Source organism: Agrobacterium sp. 16-2014-1-2a (assembly GCF_053522705.1).
The window spans coordinates 33441-54791 of record NZ_JBNWBX010000011.1; the positions used below are offsets into that span (position 1 = coordinate 33441).

Consider the following 21351-nt stretch of genomic DNA (forward strand, 5'->3'; position numbering starts at 1 on the left):
AGGTTGGACTCAGGCCTTTTTGCGCATCGTGGCATAGACGATATTGTGGTTTTCGCCGAAAAATACCTCCGCCTCGATACTTGCGGGATCGGCGCTGGCGTTGACGATCCGCCACATATCCGCCTTCGAACGCAACAGCAGCGCCCAGTTCATGAAGGTCTCCATGTAGCCATCGACCACAATGTCTTCGGAGAAGTTGGCGAAGAGGAACATTCCGCCGGGCTTCAGCATCTCCATGCAGCGCCGCGTGAGCTTGATCGCCACCTTGTCGTTCAGGTAATCGTAAAGACCGGCCGCATATACCAGATCGAATTTGCCGAGCTCGTGCGAACGCAGGACGATGTCACGCACCGAACCGTCAATCGCCTCGATGCAGCTGCCGTTGAAATCGCGGGCAACGGAACCGACACTCAGGGGATCTTGATCAAGCGCCACCCAGCGCCGGATCTTGCCCTCTTTCAAGGCCACGGATGCATCCGCCTCGCGCAGATGTCCCGATGCAATGGTGAGGATTTCCGTTTCGCTTCCATGCCGGGCCGCAGCCTCGTCAACAAACCGGGTCAGCAAATCCCGCCGCTCGCGGACAGCGACCGAGGAACTGGCGTCCTTCGTATAATCATAGAGAGCCGCGCCAAGCGGCGTTGCGTTCTTCACCTTATCGGCAACGCTGTCGTGACCGTAGATGAAGTCGAGAAGCTGCGCATCGCCCGAATAGCCCCGCGGCTTTTCGAACGACCAGCGCGTGAAGGGATCTTCCAGAAAATAGTCCGACACGGAGTGATTCTGCACCAGAGGAATTAGTTCAGCCCACACGCTTGAGTGGAGCTTTTCGCGCAGGCCATGCAGTGCGCCTGCCGTTCGATGTATTATCTCATGTGCTGAAACACCATTTTCGAACTGCTGTTGTGCCAATTCGAGAATGATCGCGATCTCTGCTTTCGCAACTGCGAAATGCTCATCGAACGCTTCCGTTTTCCGTGCAAAAATCTCTTTTGCGACAGTATCAGGAGTGATCAGACTTGCCCCGTCCAGATTTCTTTTCTTTACCTGCCTCACTTCAGCCTCCAGTATTAACACATTGTTAACTATACGTTTCTGGGAGACGGAAGGCCACTCGCTTTCGATTTTTGAGCAGTGTAGGGATACATTAGTTTATTAGCGTATTTTTTTGGTCACACTCGTGGACCGGAGGAGAAAGCGGATACGCGATTTAGTGAAACTTAATGTTGCGAGCGTATGATGCGCTCTTGCTTTTCATGTTTCCGCCCGCATGGAGAGAAATCGGCAGGAAATCGCGCTTAGCGTGAAAGTACACGCAAAGGTCGAATAAGCAGTTACTTGATAAAGTATACGCAACACTATGGGAAAGTGCATGAAGCACACGTTAGGCGAGGTGAGTGGACAGCAAGAATATCGGCGGCCGGACGCCCGGTTTTCTGATGAACTTCTTGCCCTTTACCAGCAGGAAGGTGAGCGTAGCCGCCGGGGTTCGATCAGGCGGGGCCTGTGGACGGCTGTTTTCATCTATCTGCTATTTGCCATTACCGACATCATTCTGGTGCCCGACGTCGCCTTTTACACCATAATCGCAAGAGTTATCGTCGTCCTGACGTCCCTGCTGACGCTCGAAATTCAATTGCGCATGGGCGCGAGCACCGCCGCACTTGACCTCACCTGCGCCACTGCGCTCGTCATGGGCTATATTGGCTGGCTTGTGCCCTCGCTCTTGACCGACAATCTCGAAAACATGTCCTATTACATGGTTTTCGGGGCGATCTTCATGATGGGCGCCAATCTGTTTTTCACCTTCCGCTTCCATCTTTCGCTCGTGTCATCGGGCATCATTCTTGTCACCTACTTTCTGGCGGCGACGCAGTTTCCCGAAGATGCGTTCTACAAGCTCGCTTTCGGCACCTTCTATATCTCCTGCTTCGTCTTCACCTCTTACGTGAACTGGAACCTGAACCGGGAACGCTACCACGTCTTTCTCAACGCACTGGAAGCCAAGGCCCAGCAGAAAGCGGCGGACGAGCGCGGGCAGGCGCTGTTGCGGCTTTCAAATACCGATTCCCTGACAGGCCTGCAGAACCGCCGCGCCATCGACCAGCATCTGCGCCTGTTGTGGGACAATTGGAGCAAGAAGGGGGAAGGTTTCGCCGTCTTTCTGATCGACGTGGATTTCTTCAAGAAATACAATGATCGCTACGGCCACCAGGAAGGCGACAAGTGCCTCGTGACAGTGGGCAACGCCCTGCAGGACGCGATCATCGACCATGGCGCCTCCATCGGCCGTTATGGCGGTGAGGAGTTCATCGTACTCGCTCCGTTCAAGTCCAGACAGCAGGTGGGCGAGCTTGCCGAAACCATCCGCCACACCGTCGAAGACCTGTCGCTTTCGCACGACCAGCGCCGGGACGGAACCTTCATCGTCACCGTCAGCATTGGCGCGTCTTTCACCCGTCCCAATCCGGATGGCAAGCTCGAAAAGATCATCAACGAGGCCGACCGGGCGCTTTATATCGCCAAGGCCAATGGCCGCAATTGCATGAAGCTGTTCGATCCGGACGATCCGCAGACCAGCGACGAAACCGAAAATATCGCCGCACTTCTGAAAATCGCTGTCGCGGAAAACCTCGTTTCTCTCGTCTATCAGCCGATCCTCAACATATCGACCAACGAGACGGCGGGAGCCGAAGCGTTGATGCGGCTTCGCCTGCTCGACGGTGGCTCCGTTTCGCCCGGCACCTTTATCCCGATTGCCGAACGCACCGGCACGATAATGGAGCTCGGTCTCTGGACCATAAAGACCGCCTGCCGGCAGATACTGGCCGATGACAAGGTATCGGTGGTCAGCGTCAACGTATCGCCGATGCAGCTGAAGAACCCTGGTTTTGCCACTTCGGTCGCAGCGATCCTCGTTGAGGCGGGGATTGCCGGCGGCAGGCTGGCCTTCGAGATCACCGAGGGTCTGGATATGGAGATGCATTCGGATGTATTACGCTGTCTGAACGATCTGAAGACGCTCGGCATCAATATATGGCTGGATGATTTCGGAACCGGATTTGCGGGCCTTTCCTGGCTGCGGATGACGGATTTCGATACCGTGAAGATTGACCGCTCCTTCCTGCATGACAGCAAGACACCCCGCGGCCGGGCGATGTTGCAGGACATGATCCGTCTCATCCGCAATCGCGGCCACAAGATCCTGATCGAAGGCGTGGAGACGGAAGAGCAGCTGAGGCTCGTGCGCCAGCTAGAGATCGATTATGCGCAGGGTTATTATATCGGACGCCCGGTCGTCGCCGAAAGGCTGAACGTGGCGACTACCCCCTACCCGCAGCCCAAAATGCTACAGCGCCCCGCCTGACGATGCGATGGCGGCGGCAAGCGCCGTCACCGACACGCCCCCTCTTAGTGATATGCGGGCGGAATGATCGAGAATTTTGCCGCAAGTTCCGAAAACGCAGCACGCGTGACGGGATCGACAGGTGCGCCTTCCCTCTCCCGCTTTGCCGCTACCGCCCATTCCCGATCGCCCGGCGCCATGACCTTGCAGTCCTCCCGCGCTGGCGATCCCCGCAGTACCTCGAGATAGCGTTTCATGCCCTCGTCGAACACTTCGCGTTCAAGAAAGGCTTCCGGCTTCAACGCCAGGACGAAGGCCCCAAGCCCGCGCGGCTTGGAAAAATCTGGCCCCGACATTGGGGCGATATCGAAACTGAGCTTCATGCCGCTGAGAACGGCGCTAAAGATTTCCACCATTCCCGCAAGCGCCGCTCCCTTGAAACCAAAGGCACCGCCCAGCGGAGCCAGCATTTCAACGGCATTGGGGTTCTGCGTGTCGATACCGTCGCCATCAGACGCAACTCCTTCCGGCAATTGCTGTTCCAGGCTGCGGTAAAGCAGAACCCGGTTATAGGGCACGGCGCTGGTGGCCATGTCCAGAAGCCAGGGCATGTCATCGGCTGCCGGCACGCCGACTGCAATGGGGTTGGTGCCGTGGAAACGCATCGCGCCGTCATGCAGGCGCACGAAACTGTCGGAGTTGCAAAAGGCAATGCCGATATACCCCTGCCGCGCCGCCTCCAGCACGTAAGCGCCGGCCGGGCCGAAATGAGAGGAATTCCTGATCGCAACGGCGCCGATGCCGAATTTCCCAGCAAGCGCCATGGCGCTGTCCATGGCCGCATAGGTAGCGCGGGCGCCATGAGCATGGTCGGCATCGATCGTCTCCACTGCGCCGAAGCCGGACACGCGGCTGATCTGCGGCCGCGGATTGAGACGCCCGTCTTCAAGTCCTGCGATGTAGTGAGCAAGAAGCCGAACGCCGTGGCTGTCTACGCCCAGCCGTGTGCCATGCATCATGGCGCGGGTCGCCGCATCGGCGGTTTCATCATCGGTGCCGACAGCCAGGAAAACGGAACGGCAAAACCGCTCCATTTCATCCAGCCTTGCGAGGACGGTGATATTTTCATTGCCGTGCGACATCAGGGGAACCTCCCGATTCCAGAATCCATGCCGCACAAGCTAATCACGGGGCGCGTTTTTGCAATCGAATATCGCGCCCCGAATGGATCAATCAGTCGTCGCCGCCAATCGCCTCGTATGTGTCGCGCTCACCGGCGATGATGGCGCGCTTGCCGACATGGTTGGCGGGACCGACAATGCCTTCCTGCTCCATGCGCTCGACCAGGGAGGCGGCACGATTGTATCCGATCGACAGGCGGCGCTGGATATAGGAGGTGGAGCATTTCTTGTCGCGCATCACCACCTTAACGGCCTTTTCATAGAGATCGTCGCTATCGTCGTCGCCCATCGATGTCTTGTCGAAGACCGCCGTTTCCTCTTCCGCCTCGTCGTCAGCCTCGTCGGCGTCTTCCGTAACGGTGCCGAGATATTCAGGCCGACCTTGGGTCTTCAGATGCGCCACGACCTTTTCCACTTCCTCGTCCGACACGAACGGACCGTGGACACGGGAGATGCGGCCGCCACCCATCATGTGCAGCATGTCGCCCTGGCCGAGCAGATGTTCGGCACCCTGTTCGCCAAGGATGGTGCGGCTGTCGATCTTCGAGGTCACCTGGAAGGAAATGCGGGTGGGGAAGTTGGCCTTGATCGTGCCGGTGATGACATCGACCGAGGGGCGTTGGGTGGCCATGATGAGATGGATACCGGCAGCGCGCGCCATCTGCGCAAGACGCTGGATCGCACCTTCGATCTCCTTGCCTGCGACCATCATCAGGTCGGCCATCTCGTCGACGATGACGACGATATAGGGCATGGCGGTGAGGTCCATTTCCTCCTGCTCGTAGACAGCTTCGCCGGTTGCGCGGTCGAAGCCGGTCTGCACGTTGCAGAACACCGTCTCCCCTTTGGCGCGGGCGGCAGCGGCCCTTGCGTTGTAACCGTCGATATTGCGCACACCGAGACGCGACATCTTGCGATAGCGGTCTTCCATTTCGCGTACGGCCCATTTCAGTGCCATGACCGCCTTCTTCGGATCGGTGACGACAGGGGTCAGAAGATGCGGAATGCCGTCATAGACCGAAAGCTCGAGCATCTTGGGATCGACCATGATCAGCCGGCATTCCTCCGGCTTCAACCGGTAGAGCAGCGACAGGATCATGGTGTTGATGGCGACCGACTTGCCCGAACCGGTGGTACCGGCAACGAGCAGATGCGGCATCTTCGCCAGTTCGGCGATGACAGGTTCGCCACCAATGGTCTTGCCAAGGCAAAGGGCTAGCTTCTGGCGGGTCTCGCTGTAATCGGTCGCTTCGATAAGCTCGCGCAGATAGACCGTCTCGCGCACCGGATTGGGAAGCTCGATACCGATGACATTGCGGCCGGGCACGACGGCGACACGCGCCGAGAGCGCCGACATCGAGCGGGCGATATCGTCCGACAGGCCGATAACGCGCGAGGACTTCACGCCGGGGGCGGGCTCGAATTCGTAAAGCGTCACAACTGGGCCGGGGCGCACATCGATGATCTCGCCCTTGATGCCGAAATCCTCCAGCACGCTTTCCAGCAGGCCGGCGCTTTGCTCGAGCGCCTCCGGCGTCATGGTCGTGGTCTGCTGGACGCGGGCCTGTTGCAGAAGATCGATGGAGGGGTATTCATATTCGCCGTCTGCAAAGACCGGCGCTTCCCGGAACATCGGCTGCGAGGCCTGGATGGGCGCGCGGGGCGTGAAACGCGGCTCGGCAACGACTCTTTCCGCCAGCTGAACCTGCTCAACAGGCCTCTGCGGCTCAGCAACCGCGACCGTCTCCACGACCGGCTGCGGAGCGATCTCTGGTTCAACGACCTGAGTTGGGACTGGAATTGCAGGATGATGCACGCCGATTTCGCGGTAAAGCCTGATCGCTGAACCACCCGGAATCCTGATAACGGGCGGTACGGCCGAAAGCCGGATAGCCGAAGCGACCGGAGATGCGGATGCCAGCGTCGGGGCAATCGCAGGCGCTGTCAGCAACGGGTTTGCGAGAACGGTGCGCGCAGATGCGGGAAGGCCTTCGCCGGCGTCATCCGGCAGATCGAGAGTCATGACTTCCCAGAAAAGCTCATCCGGCAGATGGGCGGCAAAGGCGGGAATGGATGCCTGCGGCGTTGCAACCTGTTCGACAGATGCAAACGACGCGGCGGGCAGCGGCTGAACAGGTGAATCGGTTCCCGGTACCGGCGCTTCGAAGACGGCGGCTACATCAACTGGCTGAGGCGGCATCAGCGCTGCTGCAGCGGCTTCTTCCGCCTGTTTGCGCGCAAGCTCCAGTCGCAATTTGTAGGTCAGCGCCCTTGCGCCCCGCGCATCCGGCGGCTGCGGCAGAAACGGCATGCGTGGCGGTTGAATGCGCGGCTCCGGCGACTTTACGACCGTCGCAATTGCAGGCTCCTGTACAGTAGCCTCCGGCTGCACGACCATCTCAGGCTCGGCAGTTTCAGACAGGATGTCGGCGGGTGCCTCCTCTTCCGCAAGATGCGGCGTCTCGACCGGCATGCGCCGGCTAAAGGCGCTTTCCGGCGTGCGGGTGAAACGCACATTCGGGCCAAGCACGAAAGCATTCTGCCAGCCCGGCATTTCAGCGCGGCCTTCGATGGCGTCGGCAGCACTGACATCGGCATTCGGCCGGGGCACAACACCCGCCTTCATTGCCGCGGCCTGCTCCTGACCGGCAACGGCCTTGCCGCCGGCATGACGAGCCTTATCGCTCCCCTCCCCTACGCTATTGGACGAATTCTGGAATCTGGATCGGGAGAAGCTCATGGCAGCGTGCACACTCATCATAAACGTACATATTTCGGTCTCCCTGAAATAGAAAATAAAGGTTAATTACCCCTTTCCAAACCGGGTCACGCAGGCAGAATTTCGCTTTAGGCACAGGTGAGACGTGACATGCACCAGCAAGGAATCGGCACTCCAAGCCTCTATATTTATTGCGTTAAATCAGTTTTTCATCGCCGTTTTACGGCAACGGGCGCGGCTTAAGAAAAGGGGAGTGGTGCCTTGAAGCATATTGTTTCCGCAAGCGGTCGCGCAACGTAAAATCATTGCTGTAAAGCCCGTGAATTAACGTGGACACTGCTGCGGTTGCAGTCTTAAGATCGGGCAGGCCGCGGCCCAGCGGAAAGGCCCGCCCGCCCTCATTCCGGAGTGAACCTCATGTCGCCTGTCCACCTGTCCCGCCGCTCGCTTCTCAAGACCTCGCTCCTTCTTGCCGCAACCACCGGACTTGCGGGCATTGCCGCCGCGCAGCAGTCAAAGCCCGGTGGGCGGTTGATCGTTGCGGCCGATTCGGAGCCGAAGAACCTCAATCCGGCCATCGTTGCCTCCAACGGCGTGTTCTATATCTCGAGCAAGATCGTTGAGCCGCTGGCGGAAGCCTCCTTCAATGGCAGGGACGGGCTGGAACCAAGGCTTGCGACGGAATGGCATGGATCGGAGGACGGTTTGAGTGCCACGTTCAAGCTGCGCGAAGGCGTGACCTGGCATGACGGCAAACCCTTCACCTCCGCAGATGTGGCCTTTTCAGCACTTTCGGTTTGGAAGCCGCTGCAAAACCTTGGGCGGCTGGTCTTTGCCAATCTTGAAAAAGTGGATACGCCTGATGACCACACGGCCATTTTCCGCTTCTCCAAGCCGACACCCTTCCAGCTCATCCGCAACGCTTTGCCGGTTGTCACCAGCGTCGTGCCGAAACACCTTTATGAAGGCAGCGATATCGCTACCAATCCGGCCAATACGAAACCAGTCGGCACCGGACCTTTCGTTTTTGCGGAATATAAGCCCGGCGAATATTACCGCCTGACCCGCAATCCCAATTACTGGGGCAAGAACCAGCCGCAACTCGATGAGATCATCTATCGCGTTCTGCCCGACCGGGCGGGCGCCGCTTCTGCGCTTGAAGCCGAAGAAATCCACCTCGCAGCCTTTTCCGCCGTGCCGCTTGCCGATCTTGCCCGCATCGCGAAGGAGCCGGGCATCAAGGTCATCCCGGAGGGTTACGAAGCCCTCACCTATCAGCTCGTCGTGGAGATCAACCACCGCCGCAAGGAGCTGACCGACCTCAAGGTCAGGAAGGCGATCGCCCACGCCATCGACAAGAAATTCGTCATCGACAAGGTCTTCCTCGGTTACGCCACAGCATCGACCGGCCCCGTACCGAAAAATGCACCCCAGTTTTACACGGGAGACGTTGAAACATACGATTTCGACGTCGCCAAGGCGAACGCCCTGCTGGACGAGGCGGGTTATGCACGCGGAGCGAACGGAACGCGATTTTCACTGAAGCTTCTGCCGGCGCCTTACTTCAATGAAACCAAGCAATTCGGTTCCTATCTTCGCCAGGCGCTACAGGAAATCGGCATCGATGCTGAGCTGGTCAACAATGATGCCGCCGCGCACCAGAAGGCCGTCTATACCGACCATGCCTTCGATCTCGCCATCGCGCCGCCGGTCTTCCGTGGCGATCCGGCGATCTCCACCACCATTCTCGTGCGCTCCGGCATTCCAGCCGGCGTCGGCTTCTCCAATCAGGGAGGCTATGAGAACAAGGCGCTCGATGCACTGATCGACAAGGCGGCGGAAACCGTGGATACGGCAGCCCGCACGGTACTCTACAAGGATTTCCAGAAGCAGGTCGCCGCCGATCTGCCGCTGATCAATGTCGCCGAATGGGGTTTCATCACGGTTGCGCGCGATACTGTCAAACACGTCGCGAGCAATCCACGCTGGGCCGTTTCCAACTGGGCGGATACGGTGGTCGGCACCTGAGGAAGCGCCGTGAGGCGCGCGGCGACATTGCTACGGCGAAGGGTGATCAGCGCCATTCCAGTGCTGCTGATCGTTCTGGTCTTCACCTTCGTGCTGCTTGAAAACGCATCCGGTGACGCGGTTGACGCCTATCTCGTCTCCATCGGCGGCGGCGACGCCGGACTGCGGGACGCCCTGCGCGAGCAATATGGTCTGAACGGTTCGGTGTTAGCCCGCTTCTGGCTTTACGCCAGCTCGGTGCTGCGACTTGATTTCGGCTGGTCGCTTGCGTTTGACCGACCGGTGCTGGGGCTAATCCTCGAACGGCTGCCGAACACGCTGCTCCTGATGGGTAGTGCCACCGCACTTGCTTTCATCATCGGCACCGCGCTCGGCATCCTGGCGGGCGCCCGTCCCGGCGGGTTGACCGACCGGGTACTCTCGGCCCTGTCGCTGGCGCTTTACGCCACGCCGGGCTTCTGGCTCGGCCTTGTGCTCGCCATCGTCTTTGCCGTGCAACTGAGGTGGCTGCCAACATCCGGCATCGAAACCATCGCATCCGGAAAACAGGGATTTGTACGGGCGCTCGATATTGCCCGCCATCTTGTCCTGCCGGTCGCCAGTCTCGGGCTGATCTATCTGGCGCTTTTCCTGCGCGTCATGCGTACTGCCATGGCGGCGGTCTGGCCGCTGGATTTCGTGCTCTTCGCCAAGGCCAAGGGGCTTTCGAGACGGCGGATCGTGCTGCGCCATGTCGCACGCAACGCCGCACTGCCCCTCGTCACCGTGCTTGGCCTGCAAGCGGCAACCATGCTCGGCGGCAGCGTGGTGATCGAGAGCGTTTTTGCCATTCCCGGTTTTGGCCGGCTTGCGCAGGAAGCCGTCAGCGGCCGCGACACACCGCTCTTGATGGGCATTATTCTGACAAGCGCCGTTTTCGTTATCCTGATCAATCTCGTCGTTGATATTCTCTATGCCGTGTTCGATCCGCGCATCGGCAGCGGGGAGCAACAGACATGAGTTTCACCCTCCGGCTCCTGCGCAGTTTCGAAGGTGCGGCAGGTGCCATCATCCTGACACTGCTAGCTGTGACGGCGCTCGCCGCTCCCCTCCTGTTTCCCGGTGACCCGCTGTCGATCGTCGGTGAGCCGCTCATCGCGCCCTTCTCCGACGCCGCCTCCCCCCTCGGCACCGACCGGTTGGGCCGCGATGTACTGGCGGGACTTGCCCACGGTGCGCAGGCATCCCTGCTCGTCGGCATCGGCGCTGCCGCTGCCGCCCTCATGATCGGCACCGTCGTCGGCACAATTGCCGGATTTGCCGGTGGCCTGGTGGATGAGGCGCTGATGCGTGTTACCGACGCCTTCCAGATCGTGCCGAATTTCCTTCTGGCGCTCGCCTTCGTCAGCACCATCGGTCCATCCATGCCCATCGTCATCCTTGCGATTGCACTTGGCGCCTGGGCGGATCCAGCGCGGTTGATGCGGGCGCAGGTGTTGAGTATCCGCGAGCGGGATTACGTGCAGTCCGCCCGCGCCATCGGGATGCATCCGCTGGAGATCGCGTTTCGGCAAATACTTCCCAATGCGCTGCCGCCGGTTCTGGCGCTCGCCGCCATCATCGTCGCCGCCGCCATCCTCACCGAGGCGGCATTGTCCTTCCTCGGCCTTGGCGATCCGAATATCGTCACATGGGGTTCGATGATCGCGGAAGGACGCAACGTCCTGCGCTCGGCGGCGTTTCTCTCCGTCATCCCCGGCATCGGTCTTCTGGTCACGGTTCTCGGCGTTTATCTTCTCGCGGAGGGAATCAACAAAGCGATGGCGACGAGGAAAGAAACGCCATGAGCGGCAATGCACTCTGCAGGATCGACGATCTCAGCGTCCGCTATGCGGCCGGCGACGGACCGGCGCTGCAGGATATTTCGCTGACGATCCGGCAGGGACAAAGGTTGGCGATCATCGGCGAAAGCGGTTCTGGCAAATCGACGCTCGCCAAGGCAATTGCCGGGCTTCTGCCTGTGAGCGCACGGGTTTCCGGCGATATTTCCTGGAGCCGCGACAGCGGTCTTTTCACAGACAGGCCGCAGCCGGGTCGCGATATCGGCTATATTTTCCAGGATACCGGTGCGACGCTGAACCCGGTTCTCACCATCGGTGAACAGGTGGCGGAAGGCGCTGTGCGGCATCTGGGCCTTTCATGGAAGCAGGCACGAGATCTTGCCCGCGACCTTCTGGAACGGGTGCGTTTGCCGCATCCCACCCGTCTCCTCGGCGCCTATCCGCACCAGCTTTCCGGCGGGCAAAGACAGCGTGTGGCGATTGCAGCCGCCATTGCCGCGCACCCCGCAATCCTGATCGCCGACGAGGCGACAAGCGCGCTCGACACGGTAAGCCAGGCCGCCATTGCCGCACTGCTGGATGGGCTGGTGCGTGAAGAAGAAAGAACGCTGGTCTTCATCACCCATGATATTGGTCTTGCTTCCGGCCTTGCCGACGAGATCGCCGTTCTGCATGCCGGACGGCTGGTGGAGCACGGCACCACCAGGCGGGTGTTAGCCGCGCCTGCGCACGACTATACGCGCGCACTGCTCTCCGACTATCTCGACCTTTCGACACCGCCTCTGATCAATGAGGCCGCATCATGAACGAAGCCCTTCTGAGCGTCGAAAACCTCTCGAAAACCTACCGGACCGGCGCACGCACGGTGGAAGCACTGTCCGATATATCCTTTTCGCTTCAGCCCGGCGAGACGCTTGGGCTTGCCGGCCCCTCCGGTTGCGGAAAATCGACACTGGCACGCATCCTGATGCGGCTGATCCCGGCCGACGAAGGCACGGTCCGTTTTGAAACTCGCGACTGGCTGGCGCTTGATGGCGGCGAACTGCGCGCGGCGCGGCGGCATATGCAGATGGTGTTTCAGGATACGCATGGCGCGTTCAACCCGCGCGCCAGCGTCGAGGATGCCATAGGCGAACCGCTGCGTATTCATCGCATCGTCGAACGACGCGAACGCCCGGCAGAAATCCGCCGCCTTCTCGAGCGAGTCGGGCTGCCCGCCAGCTATACTGACCGCTCGGTGTTCGAGCTTTCCGGCGGCCAGCGGCAGCGCGTGGCAATTGCCAGAGCCATCGCGCTCAAACCATCCCTTCTCATTCTGGACGAGGCCGTTTCAGCGCTCGATGTCTCCGTACGCAGGCAAATTCTCGAACTGCTGGTCGAAATACAGCGAGAGACGGCCGTCGCCTGTATTTTCGTTTCCCACGACCTCGCGGTCATCCGCGCCGTCTGCCACCGCGTCGCCATCATGGAGGCGGGTCGGATCGTCGAGATCGGCAGGACAGCAAACATCGTTTCCACGCCGCAATCCTCGACCGCCAGAACCCTGATCGAGGCTGCGCCGCGCCTGACCACCACCACGCAAGGATAAGACATGCCCCCCCCGGATTACGCATTGCTGCTCGACCCGCCCGCCTTTCCAGCAGACCGTTACGCCGCTCTCGCCGACCGGCTGGCGGCGCTGATGGGCACGAATAACGATGTGCTTCTGGTACAGGCGGAAGCAGTGCTTGCGCTTGAAGCTGCGGCCACCAGCCTCGCGCGGCCTGGTCTGAGAGCGCTCAATATCGTCACTAGTCCCTATGGCGCGTGGTTTGGGGGCTGGCTGGAGCGTGGCGGCGCAACGGTTCGCAACCTGACCACCGCTCCGGCAAAGCCGATATCACTTCACGAGGTCGAGAGAGCGTTGGACGAAGGGCCAGGTTTTGATCTTCTCGCTATCGTGCACGCGGAATCCGCAAGCGGCATTCTCAACCCCCTGCCCGCCATTGCCGCGCTCGCCAAAGACAGAGGCATCGTCACGGTCGTCGATGCCGTCGCTTCCATCGGCGGCCATGCCTTCGAGGTTGACCAGCTCGGCATAGATATTGCGGTCATCGGCCCGCAAAAGGCGCTGGCAGGCCCGGCGGGCTTATCCGCCATCTCCGTCAGCGAAAGTGCCTGGAAACTTCTTTCACATGGAAATGCACCTGAGAACTCCATGCTTTCACTTCTCGACCAGAAGAAACTCTGGCTCGATACCGGCCGCGGCGCGCTCCCTGGAACACCTGCGCCGCTGGAATTCTATGCGCTGGAGGCGGCGCTCGACCGGATAGAGGCAGAGGGTCTGGCATCCGCCAATGAACGCCACGAACGAGCGGCGACAGCCACTCGTAACGGCATCAGGGCCCTTGGTATACCGACGTGGGTGGAGGAGACTGACGCGTCTGCTCTGGTTTCGACAGCGATCTTGCCGGACACGGTGGATGCCGGCGCATTTCTGGCGGCTGCGTCAAGGGAGCAAGGTGCGGATGTCTCGGGCGGTGTCGGTCCCGGTGCGGAACGGCTGATAAGGCTTAATCACACCGGCCGGCGCGCCAACCCGGATTCGGTGCAAGCCAATATAACCGCTGTTTCAAGCGCCCTGAGAAGCCTCGGCCATGCCGCAGATACCGATTCCGCGCTGGACGCGGCCGAAAAGAGCTATTCCGGCACCTCCTCGAAGGGTCTCTAACAGCGCCGATAAACGTTCGTTGCGCGAAATCGGGTGCTGGCGGAACGTCAGTCACGCCATTGTTGTTAAAAATGGTAGACAAATTCCTTGGCCAATCTTGACGAAATCATGGCAACGCGCGAAACTTAACGCACTGTTAACTCGCGTGAAGAAGGGAAATGGCCATGGTAGCAGGGTTCAACATGCTCTCCTTTGACCTCTTTGGCATCGGCCGAAGAACGCCCGCCATAAACGAGCGGGTCGAGAAGGATTTGCAGGACAGGACGCCACGCAGACCGGACGACCAGTCCAACGATGACGACCGTGATCAGGAATACGAACTGTTCTTCTGGTCCCTTTATCCTGTGATTTAAGTTTTTAAGCGCAGGCTGACGGGGCGGTTGAAACGTCGTTTTCCCGTCCTGCGACCTTGAGCCGAAATGTGTTCAGCGTAGCCTCAGACACGGTGAAACAGTCGATCCGTGACGTACACTTTAAACATATGCGACGTCATCCTCGGGCTTAACCCGAGGATTTACAAAATCTCGAAAAATCAAATATCTGCAGATGCTCTGGACAAAGCCCGGGCATGACGATGGAAAGGGCAAAGCCCTTTCCATCAAAGAGCCGTAAACGGCCCTGCCTTAGTGGTTGTCGCGCGGCAGACCCTTGGTCTGGGCAATGCGCTGATACTTCACGGCCGGTTCCAGAACCGCGCCGGTTTCCATCTGGCTGACGATGCCGCGCTGGATTTCCTGCCATGGCGTCTGGTGATCGGGGTACTTGAAGCCGCCCTCGGCGGAGAGCGTTTCGTAACGCTTGGCCAGTTCCTCGCCGGAAATAAGGATGTCGGCCTTGCCACGACCCACATCGATACGAACGCGGTCACCCGTCTGCAAGATCGCCAGACCACCGCCTGCCGCTGCTTCCGGAGAAGCGTTGAGGATGGACGGGCTGCCAGACGTGCCGGACTGGCGGCCGTCACCGATGCAGGGCAGCGAGTTGACGCCTTCCTTCAAGAGATAGTCAGGCGCACGCATGTTCACCACTTCTGCCGCACCCGGATAACCGATCGGACCGGCACCGCGCATAAAGAGAACGGTGTTGGCGTCGATCTTCAGCGATGGATCGTCGATGCGGTGATGGTAATCTTCCGGACCGTCGAACACCACGGCACGGCCTTCGAAGGCTTCCGGGTCGTTCGGGTTGGAGAGATAACGCTTGCGGAATTCTTCCGAGATCACGCTCGTCTTCATGATGGCAGAGGAGAACAGGTTGCCGCGCAGAACACGGAAACCGGCCCGCTCCTTGAGCGGCTGGTCATAGGGACGGATGACCTTTTCGTCTTCGATGATGGCACCACGGCAATTGTCGCCGATGGTTTTGCCATTCACGGTCATGGCGTCTTCCATGATGAGCCCCTGGGTCATCAGCTGGTTGACGACAGCCGGAACGCCGCCGGCATGGTAATAATCCTCGCCGAGATATTCACCGGCCGGCTGCAGGTTGACGAGCAGCGGCACGTCTTCACCGTAGGTCTGCCAGTCATCGACCGTAAGTTCAACGCCGACATGGCGTGCAAGGCCGTTCAGATGGATCGGCGCGTTGGTGGAGCCACCGATGGCCGAGTTGACGCGGATGGCGTTGATGAAGGCATCCTTGGTCATGATGTCGGAAGGCTTAAGGTCTTCCTTGACCATTTCGACGATGCGAAGGCCGGTGAGATAGGAGATTTCCTGACGGTCGCGGTAAGGCGCCGGAATAGCGGCCGAGCCGGGCAGCTGCATGCCGAGTGCTTCGGCAAGCGAGTTCATCGTCGTCGCCGTGCCCATGGTGTTGCAATAGCCGGTGGAAGGTGCGGAAGAAGCGACGAGCTTGACGAAGCCCTGATAATCGATCTCGCCCTTGGCCAGCAGTTCACGCGCTTTCCAGACGATGGTGCCGGAACCGGTGCGCTCGCCACGGAACCAGCCGTTCAGCATGGGGCCGACGGAAAGGGCGATGGCCGGAATGTTGACGGTGGCCGCCGCCATAAGACAGGCAGGCGTGGTCTTGTCGCAGCCGATGGTCAGAACAACGCCGTCGAGCGGATAGCCGTAAAGCACTTCCACGAGGCCGAGATAGGCGAGGTTGCGATCGAGACCCGCCGTCGGGCGCTTGCCGGTTTCCTGGATCGGATGCACCGGAAATTCAATGGCAATGCCGCCCGCTTCACGAATGCCTTCGCGCAGGCGATGCGCCAGCTCCAGATGGTGGCGATTGCAGGGCGAAAGGTCCGAGCCGGTCTGCGCGATGCCGATGATAGGGCGATCGGACTGAAGCTCGGCCTGGCTGAGACCGAAGTTCATGTAACGCTCGAGATAAAGCGCGGTCATATCAGCGTTTGCGGGGTTATCGAACCACGCGCGCGAACGAAGCTTGCCTTGGGTTGCGGGCAGATTGTCGGATTTGGTCATGATGCGGTCTCCAGCCGGAAGTGGCCAACGGTAAAATATTACGAAATGCGACAAGCTTATGTTGTGCGCAAGGAAAATGGAATCAGCTTCTCGGAAGCACGCATAACCGACAGACGAGCGCCAGACGAGTGACCTGGAGCCGTTCTTCAGCTTTAGCCGAATATTTTTCGGTGTTTACGACCATACCGACGTTGCGCAATGGCCTCTTCCCTCCCTGCCTTGCCGGATTGTAACTGACCCGAGGCCCCACATTCCGTCACGACCTGACTTGCTTATTTGTATTACTATTAGATAGCGGCGCGGCCTGTCAAGCCGGATCAGACTATATTGCGGGCGAGTTTTGCACGGCGCAGAAATTAGAACACACGCAATAAACCATTGATTTCTAATAATTTAATGCTGCACCTCCATAAAATCGGCATGACGCGAATTGGAGATCCGCTAAAAAACCCCTTTTCAAGAGTATTACTATATGCTCATAGTGACGTCGTCACGCTGACATCATTTCTGGGAGGATAAGATGAGAAAAGCTCTTGCGGCAATCACTGTCGCCGTTTCCGCATGCCTTGCATCCAGTGTTTCCGCACAATCGCTGACCGTCGGCTTCTCGCAGATCGGCTCCGAATCCGGATGGCGCGCCGCTGAAACCACTGTCACCAAGCAGCAGGCCGAAAAGCGCGGCGTTACGCTGAAATTCGCCGACGCACAGCAGAAGCAGGAAAACCAGATCAAGGCCGTTCGCGGCTTCATCGCGCAGGGCGTCGATGCGATCCTGATCGCACCTGTCGTCGCAACCGGCTGGGACGCCGTGCTGAAGGAAGCAAAGGAAGAAAAAATCCCTGTCATCTTGCTCGATCGCCAGATCGAAGCGCCGGATGATCTTTACCTGACCGCGGTCACCTCGGATCAGGTTCACGAAGGCAAGGTTGCCGGCGACTGGCTCGTCAAGGATGTCGGCGCGAAGGACTGCAAGGTTGTCGAATTGCAGGGCACGACCGGCTCTTCGCCCGCCATCAACCGTAAGAAGGGCTTCGAAGAAGCCATCGCTTCGCACAAGAACATCAAGATCGTGCGCTCGCAGACGGGAGACTTCACCCGTACCAAGGGCAAGGAAGTGATGGAAAGCTTCATCAAGGCCGAAAGCGGCGGCAAGGATATCTGTGCCGTGTACGCTCACAATGACGACATGGCCGTCGGCGCGATCCAGGCGATCAAGGAAGCCGGCCTGAAGCCGGGATCCGACATCAAGGTCGTGTCCATCGATGCCGTGCCTGACATCTTCAAGGCCATGGCCGCCGGTGAAGCCAATGCGACGGTGGAACTGACACCTGACATGGCCGGTCCTGCCTTCGACGCTCTCGAAGCCTATCTGAAAGACAAAAAGGCACCGGCGAAGTGGATTCAGACCGAATCCAAGCTCTACACGGCGTCTGACGACCCGATGAAGGTCTACGAGGCGAAGAAGGGTCTGGGTTACTAATAGACCCCTTATCTTCGGAAGGAGCGGCATGTCATGCGTGCCGCTCCGTCACAGCTTCTTTCATGCAGGGCCTGCGCAATGTCCGAAACGGCACCACTTCTGGAAGCACGCGCCATCGGTAAATCCTTTCTCGGGATAACGGCGCTGGACGGCGTCGATTTTTCGCTCGGGCGCGGTGAAATTCACGCGCTTCTCGGCGAAAACGGCGCGGGGAAATCAACACTCATCAAGATACTGACCGGCGTTTACCACCGCGACAGCGGCTCCATCTTTCTGGAAGGTAGCGAGATATCGCCCACCAATGTCGGCGAAGCGCAGGCCCTCGGTATCGGCACCGTCTATCAGGAAGTAAACCTTCTCGAAAATCTGACCGTTGCCGAAAACCTCTTTCTCGGCCGCCAACCGCATCGCTTCGGGCTCATTGACAGAGCCTCGATGCAGAGACAATCGCAGGCGCTGCTGTCCCAATACGGGCTTTCGATCGACGTCAACGCCCTGCTTTCCAGCTATTCCGTGGCTATCCGCCAGATCATCGCCATTGCCCGCGCCGTCGATCTTTCGGGCAAGGTGCTGGTGCTGGACGAGCCGACCGCCAGCCTCGATGCCCATGAGGTCGAGATGCTGTTCGGCGTGCTGCGAAAATTGCGCGCCCGCGGCATCGGCATCGTCATCATCACCCACTTCCTAAACCAGGTCTACGATATCGCAGACCGGGTGACGGTTTTGCGCAACGGCCGCCTCGTTGGCACGCGCGACATCGGCAACCTGCCGAGGTCCGAACTCATCGCCATGATGCTGGGCCGCGAGCTTCAGCACATCACCCACGAGCATCAGGCCACTGACGACACGGTTGCCGAGGGCGAACCGCCGATCCGTTTCGAGGGGTACGGCAAACGCGGCAGCATCGCCCCCTTCGACCTCGGCATTCGTCCGGGAGAGATCGTCGGCGTCGCCGGTCTTTTGGGGTCGGGACGAACGGAAACGGCTTTCCTGCTGTTCGGCATCGACAAGCCCGATACCGGCAAGGCCACGATAGACGGAAAGACCATCGCTCTTTCTTCGCCTGAGGCCGCAATCACGGCCGGGTTCGGTTTTTGCCCGGAGGAGCGCAAGACTGACGGTATCATCGGCGACTTTTCCGTGACCGACAATATTGCTCTGGCTCTCCAGGCCCGCCAGGGGTGGGCGCGGCCGCTTTCGCGCCGGCAGAAGGCGGAACTAGCCGAAAGCTTCATCAAATCGCTGGACATCCGCCCGGCCGATCCTGACCGGCCGATAAAATTCCTGTCCGGCGGCAACCAGCAGAAAGCCATTCTGGCGCGCTGGCTTGCAACCCATCCCCGGCTTCTGATCCTCGATGAGCCGACCCGTGGTATCGATATCGGCGCCCATGCGGAAATCCTCAAAATGATCGAAAAACTCTGCACCGAGGGCATGTCGCTCGTCGTCATCTCGTCCGAACTGGAAGAACTGACCGCCGTTGCCCACCGGGTCGTCGTGCTGTCCGACCGCCGGCATGTCAGCGAATTGAAGGGCGGCGAGGTGACGGCCGACAACATCATGCGGGCAATTGCGGATGCGGCCAGAACGGAGGCGGCATGATGGTGGCTGTGACAAGGCGCCTGAAAAGGCTTGCTCCCCAACTGATCGCCCTCTTCGTCATTCTGGCAGCGATTACAATCGTTTCGCCGGGCTTCCTGCATGTTTCGTTCCAGAACGGCAGGCTTTACGGCAGTCTGATGGATATTCTCGTGCGTGCCGCACCCGTGGCGCTCCTGACCATTGGCATGACGCTGGTGATCGCTACCAAGGGCATCGATCTGTCGATCGGTGCTGTTATCGCCATTTGTGGCGCGGTGGCGGCAACACTCATCAGCAACGGCCATTCCATCCCAACCGTCATCGCCATCTCGCTTGCTGTCGGCATTGCCTGCGGCCTGTGGAACGGGGTGCTGGTCGCCCTTCTCGACATCCAGCCGATCATCGCCACGCTGATCCTGATGGTGGCGGGGCGCGGCATCGCCCAGCTCATCACCGAAGGCGTCATTCTCACCTTCAACGACGACAGCTTTTCCGCCATCGGCTCCGGCTCCTTCGCAGGCATTCCCCTGCCCGTCATCATCTGGATGGCGGCGGCGCTGGTAATCGGCCTTCTGGTGCGCAAGAGCGCGCTCGGTTTTCTGATCGAGGCAACCGGCATCAATCGCCGCGCGGCGGCACTTGCCGGTGTGCGGGCACGGTTCCTGCTGTTTTTCGTCTACGCCATTTCCGGTCTCTGCGCGGCCATCGCCGGGATGATCGTGACCGCCGACATTCGCGGCGCGGATGCCAACAATGCCGGGCTGTGGCTGGAACTGGACGCCATATTGGCGGTGGTGATCGGTGGTACATCGCTGAATGGCGGCCGCTTCTCCATCACCGCATCGCTGATCGGCGCGCTCATCATCCAGACCATCAATACCGGCATTCTGGTCTCCGGTTTCCCGCCGGAATTCAACCTCATCATCAAGGCTGGCATCATCATGGTGGTACTGACGCTGCAATCGCCGGCAATCATGGCGGTCCTGGGCTTTGTCAAAACGCCAAAGCCACACGCAAAACCGGCCACGGCTAACGGAATGACCAAGGAAGGTACCGCGCGATGATCCACAGCCGCAATCTTCCGTTCCTCACCACACTGACGATCTTCCTCATCGCCTATCTTCTGTGCGTGCTGCAATATCCAGTGATCCTGTCGACACGGGTGATCGGCAATCTATTGACCGACAATGCCTTTCTCGGCATCGCTGCCGTTGGCATGACTTTCGTGATCCTGTCGGGTGGCATCGATCTGTCCATCGGCTCCGTCATCGCCTTCACCAGCGTTTTCGTGGCTGTCATGGTCGGCACCTATAATATTCACCCGCTGCTGGCCTTCGCCATCGTGCTCGTGATCTCAACGCTGTTCGGCTGCTTGATGGGGGCGATGATACGCTTCCTGTCGATCCCGCCATTCGTGGTGACGTTGGCGGGTATGTTCCTGGCGCGTGGCGCGGCCTATCTGATCTCGACGCAATCCGTGCCGATCTCGCATCCCTTCATCGATGCGATACAGGGATTTTATTTCCGCTTTCCCGGCGGCGGCAGGCTGACAGCACTTGCTATTGTCATGCTTCTCGTCTTTGCCGCCGGCATGCTGATTGCCAGCCGCACCCGCTTCGGCGCCAATGTCTACGCACTTGGCGGTAACCCGCAATCGGCCGAACTGATGGGGGTGCCGATCGGTACAACGACAATCGGCATCTACGCACTTTCCGGGTTCCTGTCCGGCCTCGCCGGCATCGTCTACACACTCTACACCTCATCGGGTTATTCCTTGGCGACGGTGGGCGTGGAGCTGGACGCTATTGCAGCTGTTGTCATTGGCGGAACGCTTCTGACGGGTGGAATGGGGCTGGTGGCGGGAACCTTCGTCGGACTGCTGATCCAGGGGTTGATCCAGACCTACATCGTTTTTGACGGAACCCTGTCATCCTGGTGGACCAAAATCGTTATTGGCGTGCTGCTTTTTGTCTTCATCGTGTTGCAGCGCGCAATCATCTGGTATTCAAACAGGAGACTGGCCGGACCACATCCGGCATAACCAACACGGA

The 21351-nt window shown here is 59.6% G+C and carries 16 protein-coding genes; 12 read left to right on the top strand and 4 right to left on the bottom strand.

All coding sequences use genetic code 11. The features are described 5' to 3' along the window. Window positions 1–9 precede the first annotated feature (9 nt). Complete coding sequence (locus ACQZ45_RS24055) at window positions 10–1056, bottom strand: class I SAM-dependent methyltransferase (protein ID WP_013761484.1); 1047 nt, start codon at window positions 1054–1056, stop codon at window positions 10–12. Window positions 1057–1372: 316 nt separating this feature from the next. Between ACQZ45_RS24055 and ACQZ45_RS24060 the strand changes: the two genes are divergently transcribed. Next, window positions 1373–3367, top strand: a complete 1995-nt coding sequence (locus ACQZ45_RS24060; RefSeq protein ID WP_013761485.1) for a putative bifunctional diguanylate cyclase/phosphodiesterase — start codon at window positions 1373–1375, stop codon at window positions 3365–3367. Window positions 3368–3411: 44 nt separating this feature from the next. On the opposite strand, the gene ACQZ45_RS24065 is transcribed toward ACQZ45_RS24060, so the two are convergent. Then, window positions 3412–4488 (bottom strand): Ldh family oxidoreductase, encoded by a 1077-nt coding sequence (locus ACQZ45_RS24065; protein WP_448742572.1) that lies wholly within the window; start codon window positions 4486–4488, stop codon window positions 3412–3414. A 91-nt stretch (window positions 4489–4579) separates the two neighbouring features. Next, complete coding sequence (locus ACQZ45_RS24070; protein ID WP_413373126.1) at window positions 4580–7288, bottom strand: DNA translocase FtsK; 2709 nt, start codon at window positions 7286–7288, stop codon at window positions 4580–4582. A gap of 375 nt (window positions 7289–7663) precedes the next feature. Between ACQZ45_RS24070 and ACQZ45_RS24075 the strand changes: the two genes are divergently transcribed. The 7 genes from ACQZ45_RS24075 to ACQZ45_RS24105 all read left to right on the top strand — a co-directional run bounded on the left by ACQZ45_RS24075 (window position 7664) and on the right by ACQZ45_RS24105 (window position 14157). Then, complete coding sequence (locus tag ACQZ45_RS24075) at window positions 7664–9274, top strand: ABC transporter substrate-binding protein (RefSeq protein ID WP_065661658.1); 1611 nt, start codon at window positions 7664–7666, stop codon at window positions 9272–9274. A gap of 9 nt (window positions 9275–9283) precedes the next feature. Beyond that, complete coding sequence (locus ACQZ45_RS24080; RefSeq protein ID WP_013761489.1) at window positions 9284–10273, top strand: ABC transporter permease; 990 nt, start codon at window positions 9284–9286, stop codon at window positions 10271–10273. Beyond that, complete coding sequence (locus ACQZ45_RS24085) at window positions 10270–11100, top strand: ABC transporter permease (protein ID WP_003510685.1); 831 nt, start codon at window positions 10270–10272, stop codon at window positions 11098–11100. Before ACQZ45_RS24080 ends, ACQZ45_RS24085 begins: the two co-directional genes overlap by 4 nt. Beyond that, on the top strand, window positions 11097–11900 hold the full coding sequence (locus tag ACQZ45_RS24090) for an ATP-binding cassette domain-containing protein (protein WP_127966222.1): 804 nt from the start codon (window positions 11097–11099) through the stop codon (window positions 11898–11900). The genes ACQZ45_RS24085 and ACQZ45_RS24090 overlap by 4 nt, the downstream gene beginning before the upstream one ends. Beyond that, window positions 11897–12682, top strand: coding sequence for an ABC transporter ATP-binding protein (locus ACQZ45_RS24095; protein WP_127966221.1), 786 nt, complete (start codon window positions 11897–11899; stop codon window positions 12680–12682). The genes ACQZ45_RS24090 and ACQZ45_RS24095 overlap by 4 nt, the downstream gene beginning before the upstream one ends. A gap of 3 nt (window positions 12683–12685) precedes the next feature. After that, the gene (locus ACQZ45_RS24100) at window positions 12686–13804 is read left to right on the top strand and encodes a pyridoxal-phosphate-dependent aminotransferase family protein (protein ID WP_127966220.1); all 1119 of its coding nucleotides are present in this window, start codon (window positions 12686–12688) and stop codon (window positions 13802–13804) included. A 158-nt stretch (window positions 13805–13962) separates the two neighbouring features. Next, window positions 13963–14157, top strand: coding sequence for a hypothetical protein (locus ACQZ45_RS24105; RefSeq protein WP_013761494.1), 195 nt, complete (start codon window positions 13963–13965; stop codon window positions 14155–14157). A gap of 270 nt (window positions 14158–14427) precedes the next feature. Here ACQZ45_RS24105 and ACQZ45_RS24110 read toward each other — a convergent pair whose 3' ends face one another. Continuing rightward, window positions 14428–16239, bottom strand: coding sequence for an IlvD/Edd family dehydratase (locus ACQZ45_RS24110; RefSeq protein ID WP_003510695.1), 1812 nt, complete (start codon window positions 16237–16239; stop codon window positions 14428–14430). A 520-nt stretch (window positions 16240–16759) separates the two neighbouring features. Here ACQZ45_RS24110 and ytfQ point away from each other — a divergent pair. From ytfQ to yjfF, 4 genes are all read left to right on the top strand, one after another. After that, window positions 16760–17719, top strand: coding sequence for a galactofuranose ABC transporter, galactofuranose-binding protein YtfQ (gene ytfQ, locus ACQZ45_RS24115; protein ID WP_076845906.1), 960 nt, complete (start codon window positions 16760–16762; stop codon window positions 17717–17719). Window positions 17720–17797: 78 nt separating this feature from the next. Then, complete coding sequence (locus ACQZ45_RS24120) at window positions 17798–19321, top strand: sugar ABC transporter ATP-binding protein (protein ID WP_013761495.1); 1524 nt, start codon at window positions 17798–17800, stop codon at window positions 19319–19321. Continuing rightward, window positions 19321–20364, top strand: coding sequence for an ABC transporter permease (locus tag ACQZ45_RS24125; protein ID WP_162694307.1), 1044 nt, complete (start codon window positions 19321–19323; stop codon window positions 20362–20364). Before ACQZ45_RS24120 ends, ACQZ45_RS24125 begins: the two co-directional genes overlap by 1 nt. Next, window positions 20361–21341, top strand: coding sequence for a galactofuranose ABC transporter, permease protein YjfF (gene yjfF, locus ACQZ45_RS24130; protein WP_421386985.1), 981 nt, complete (start codon window positions 20361–20363; stop codon window positions 21339–21341). Before ACQZ45_RS24125 ends, yjfF begins: the two co-directional genes overlap by 4 nt. The last annotated feature ends 10 nt before the right edge of the window (window positions 21342–21351 follow it).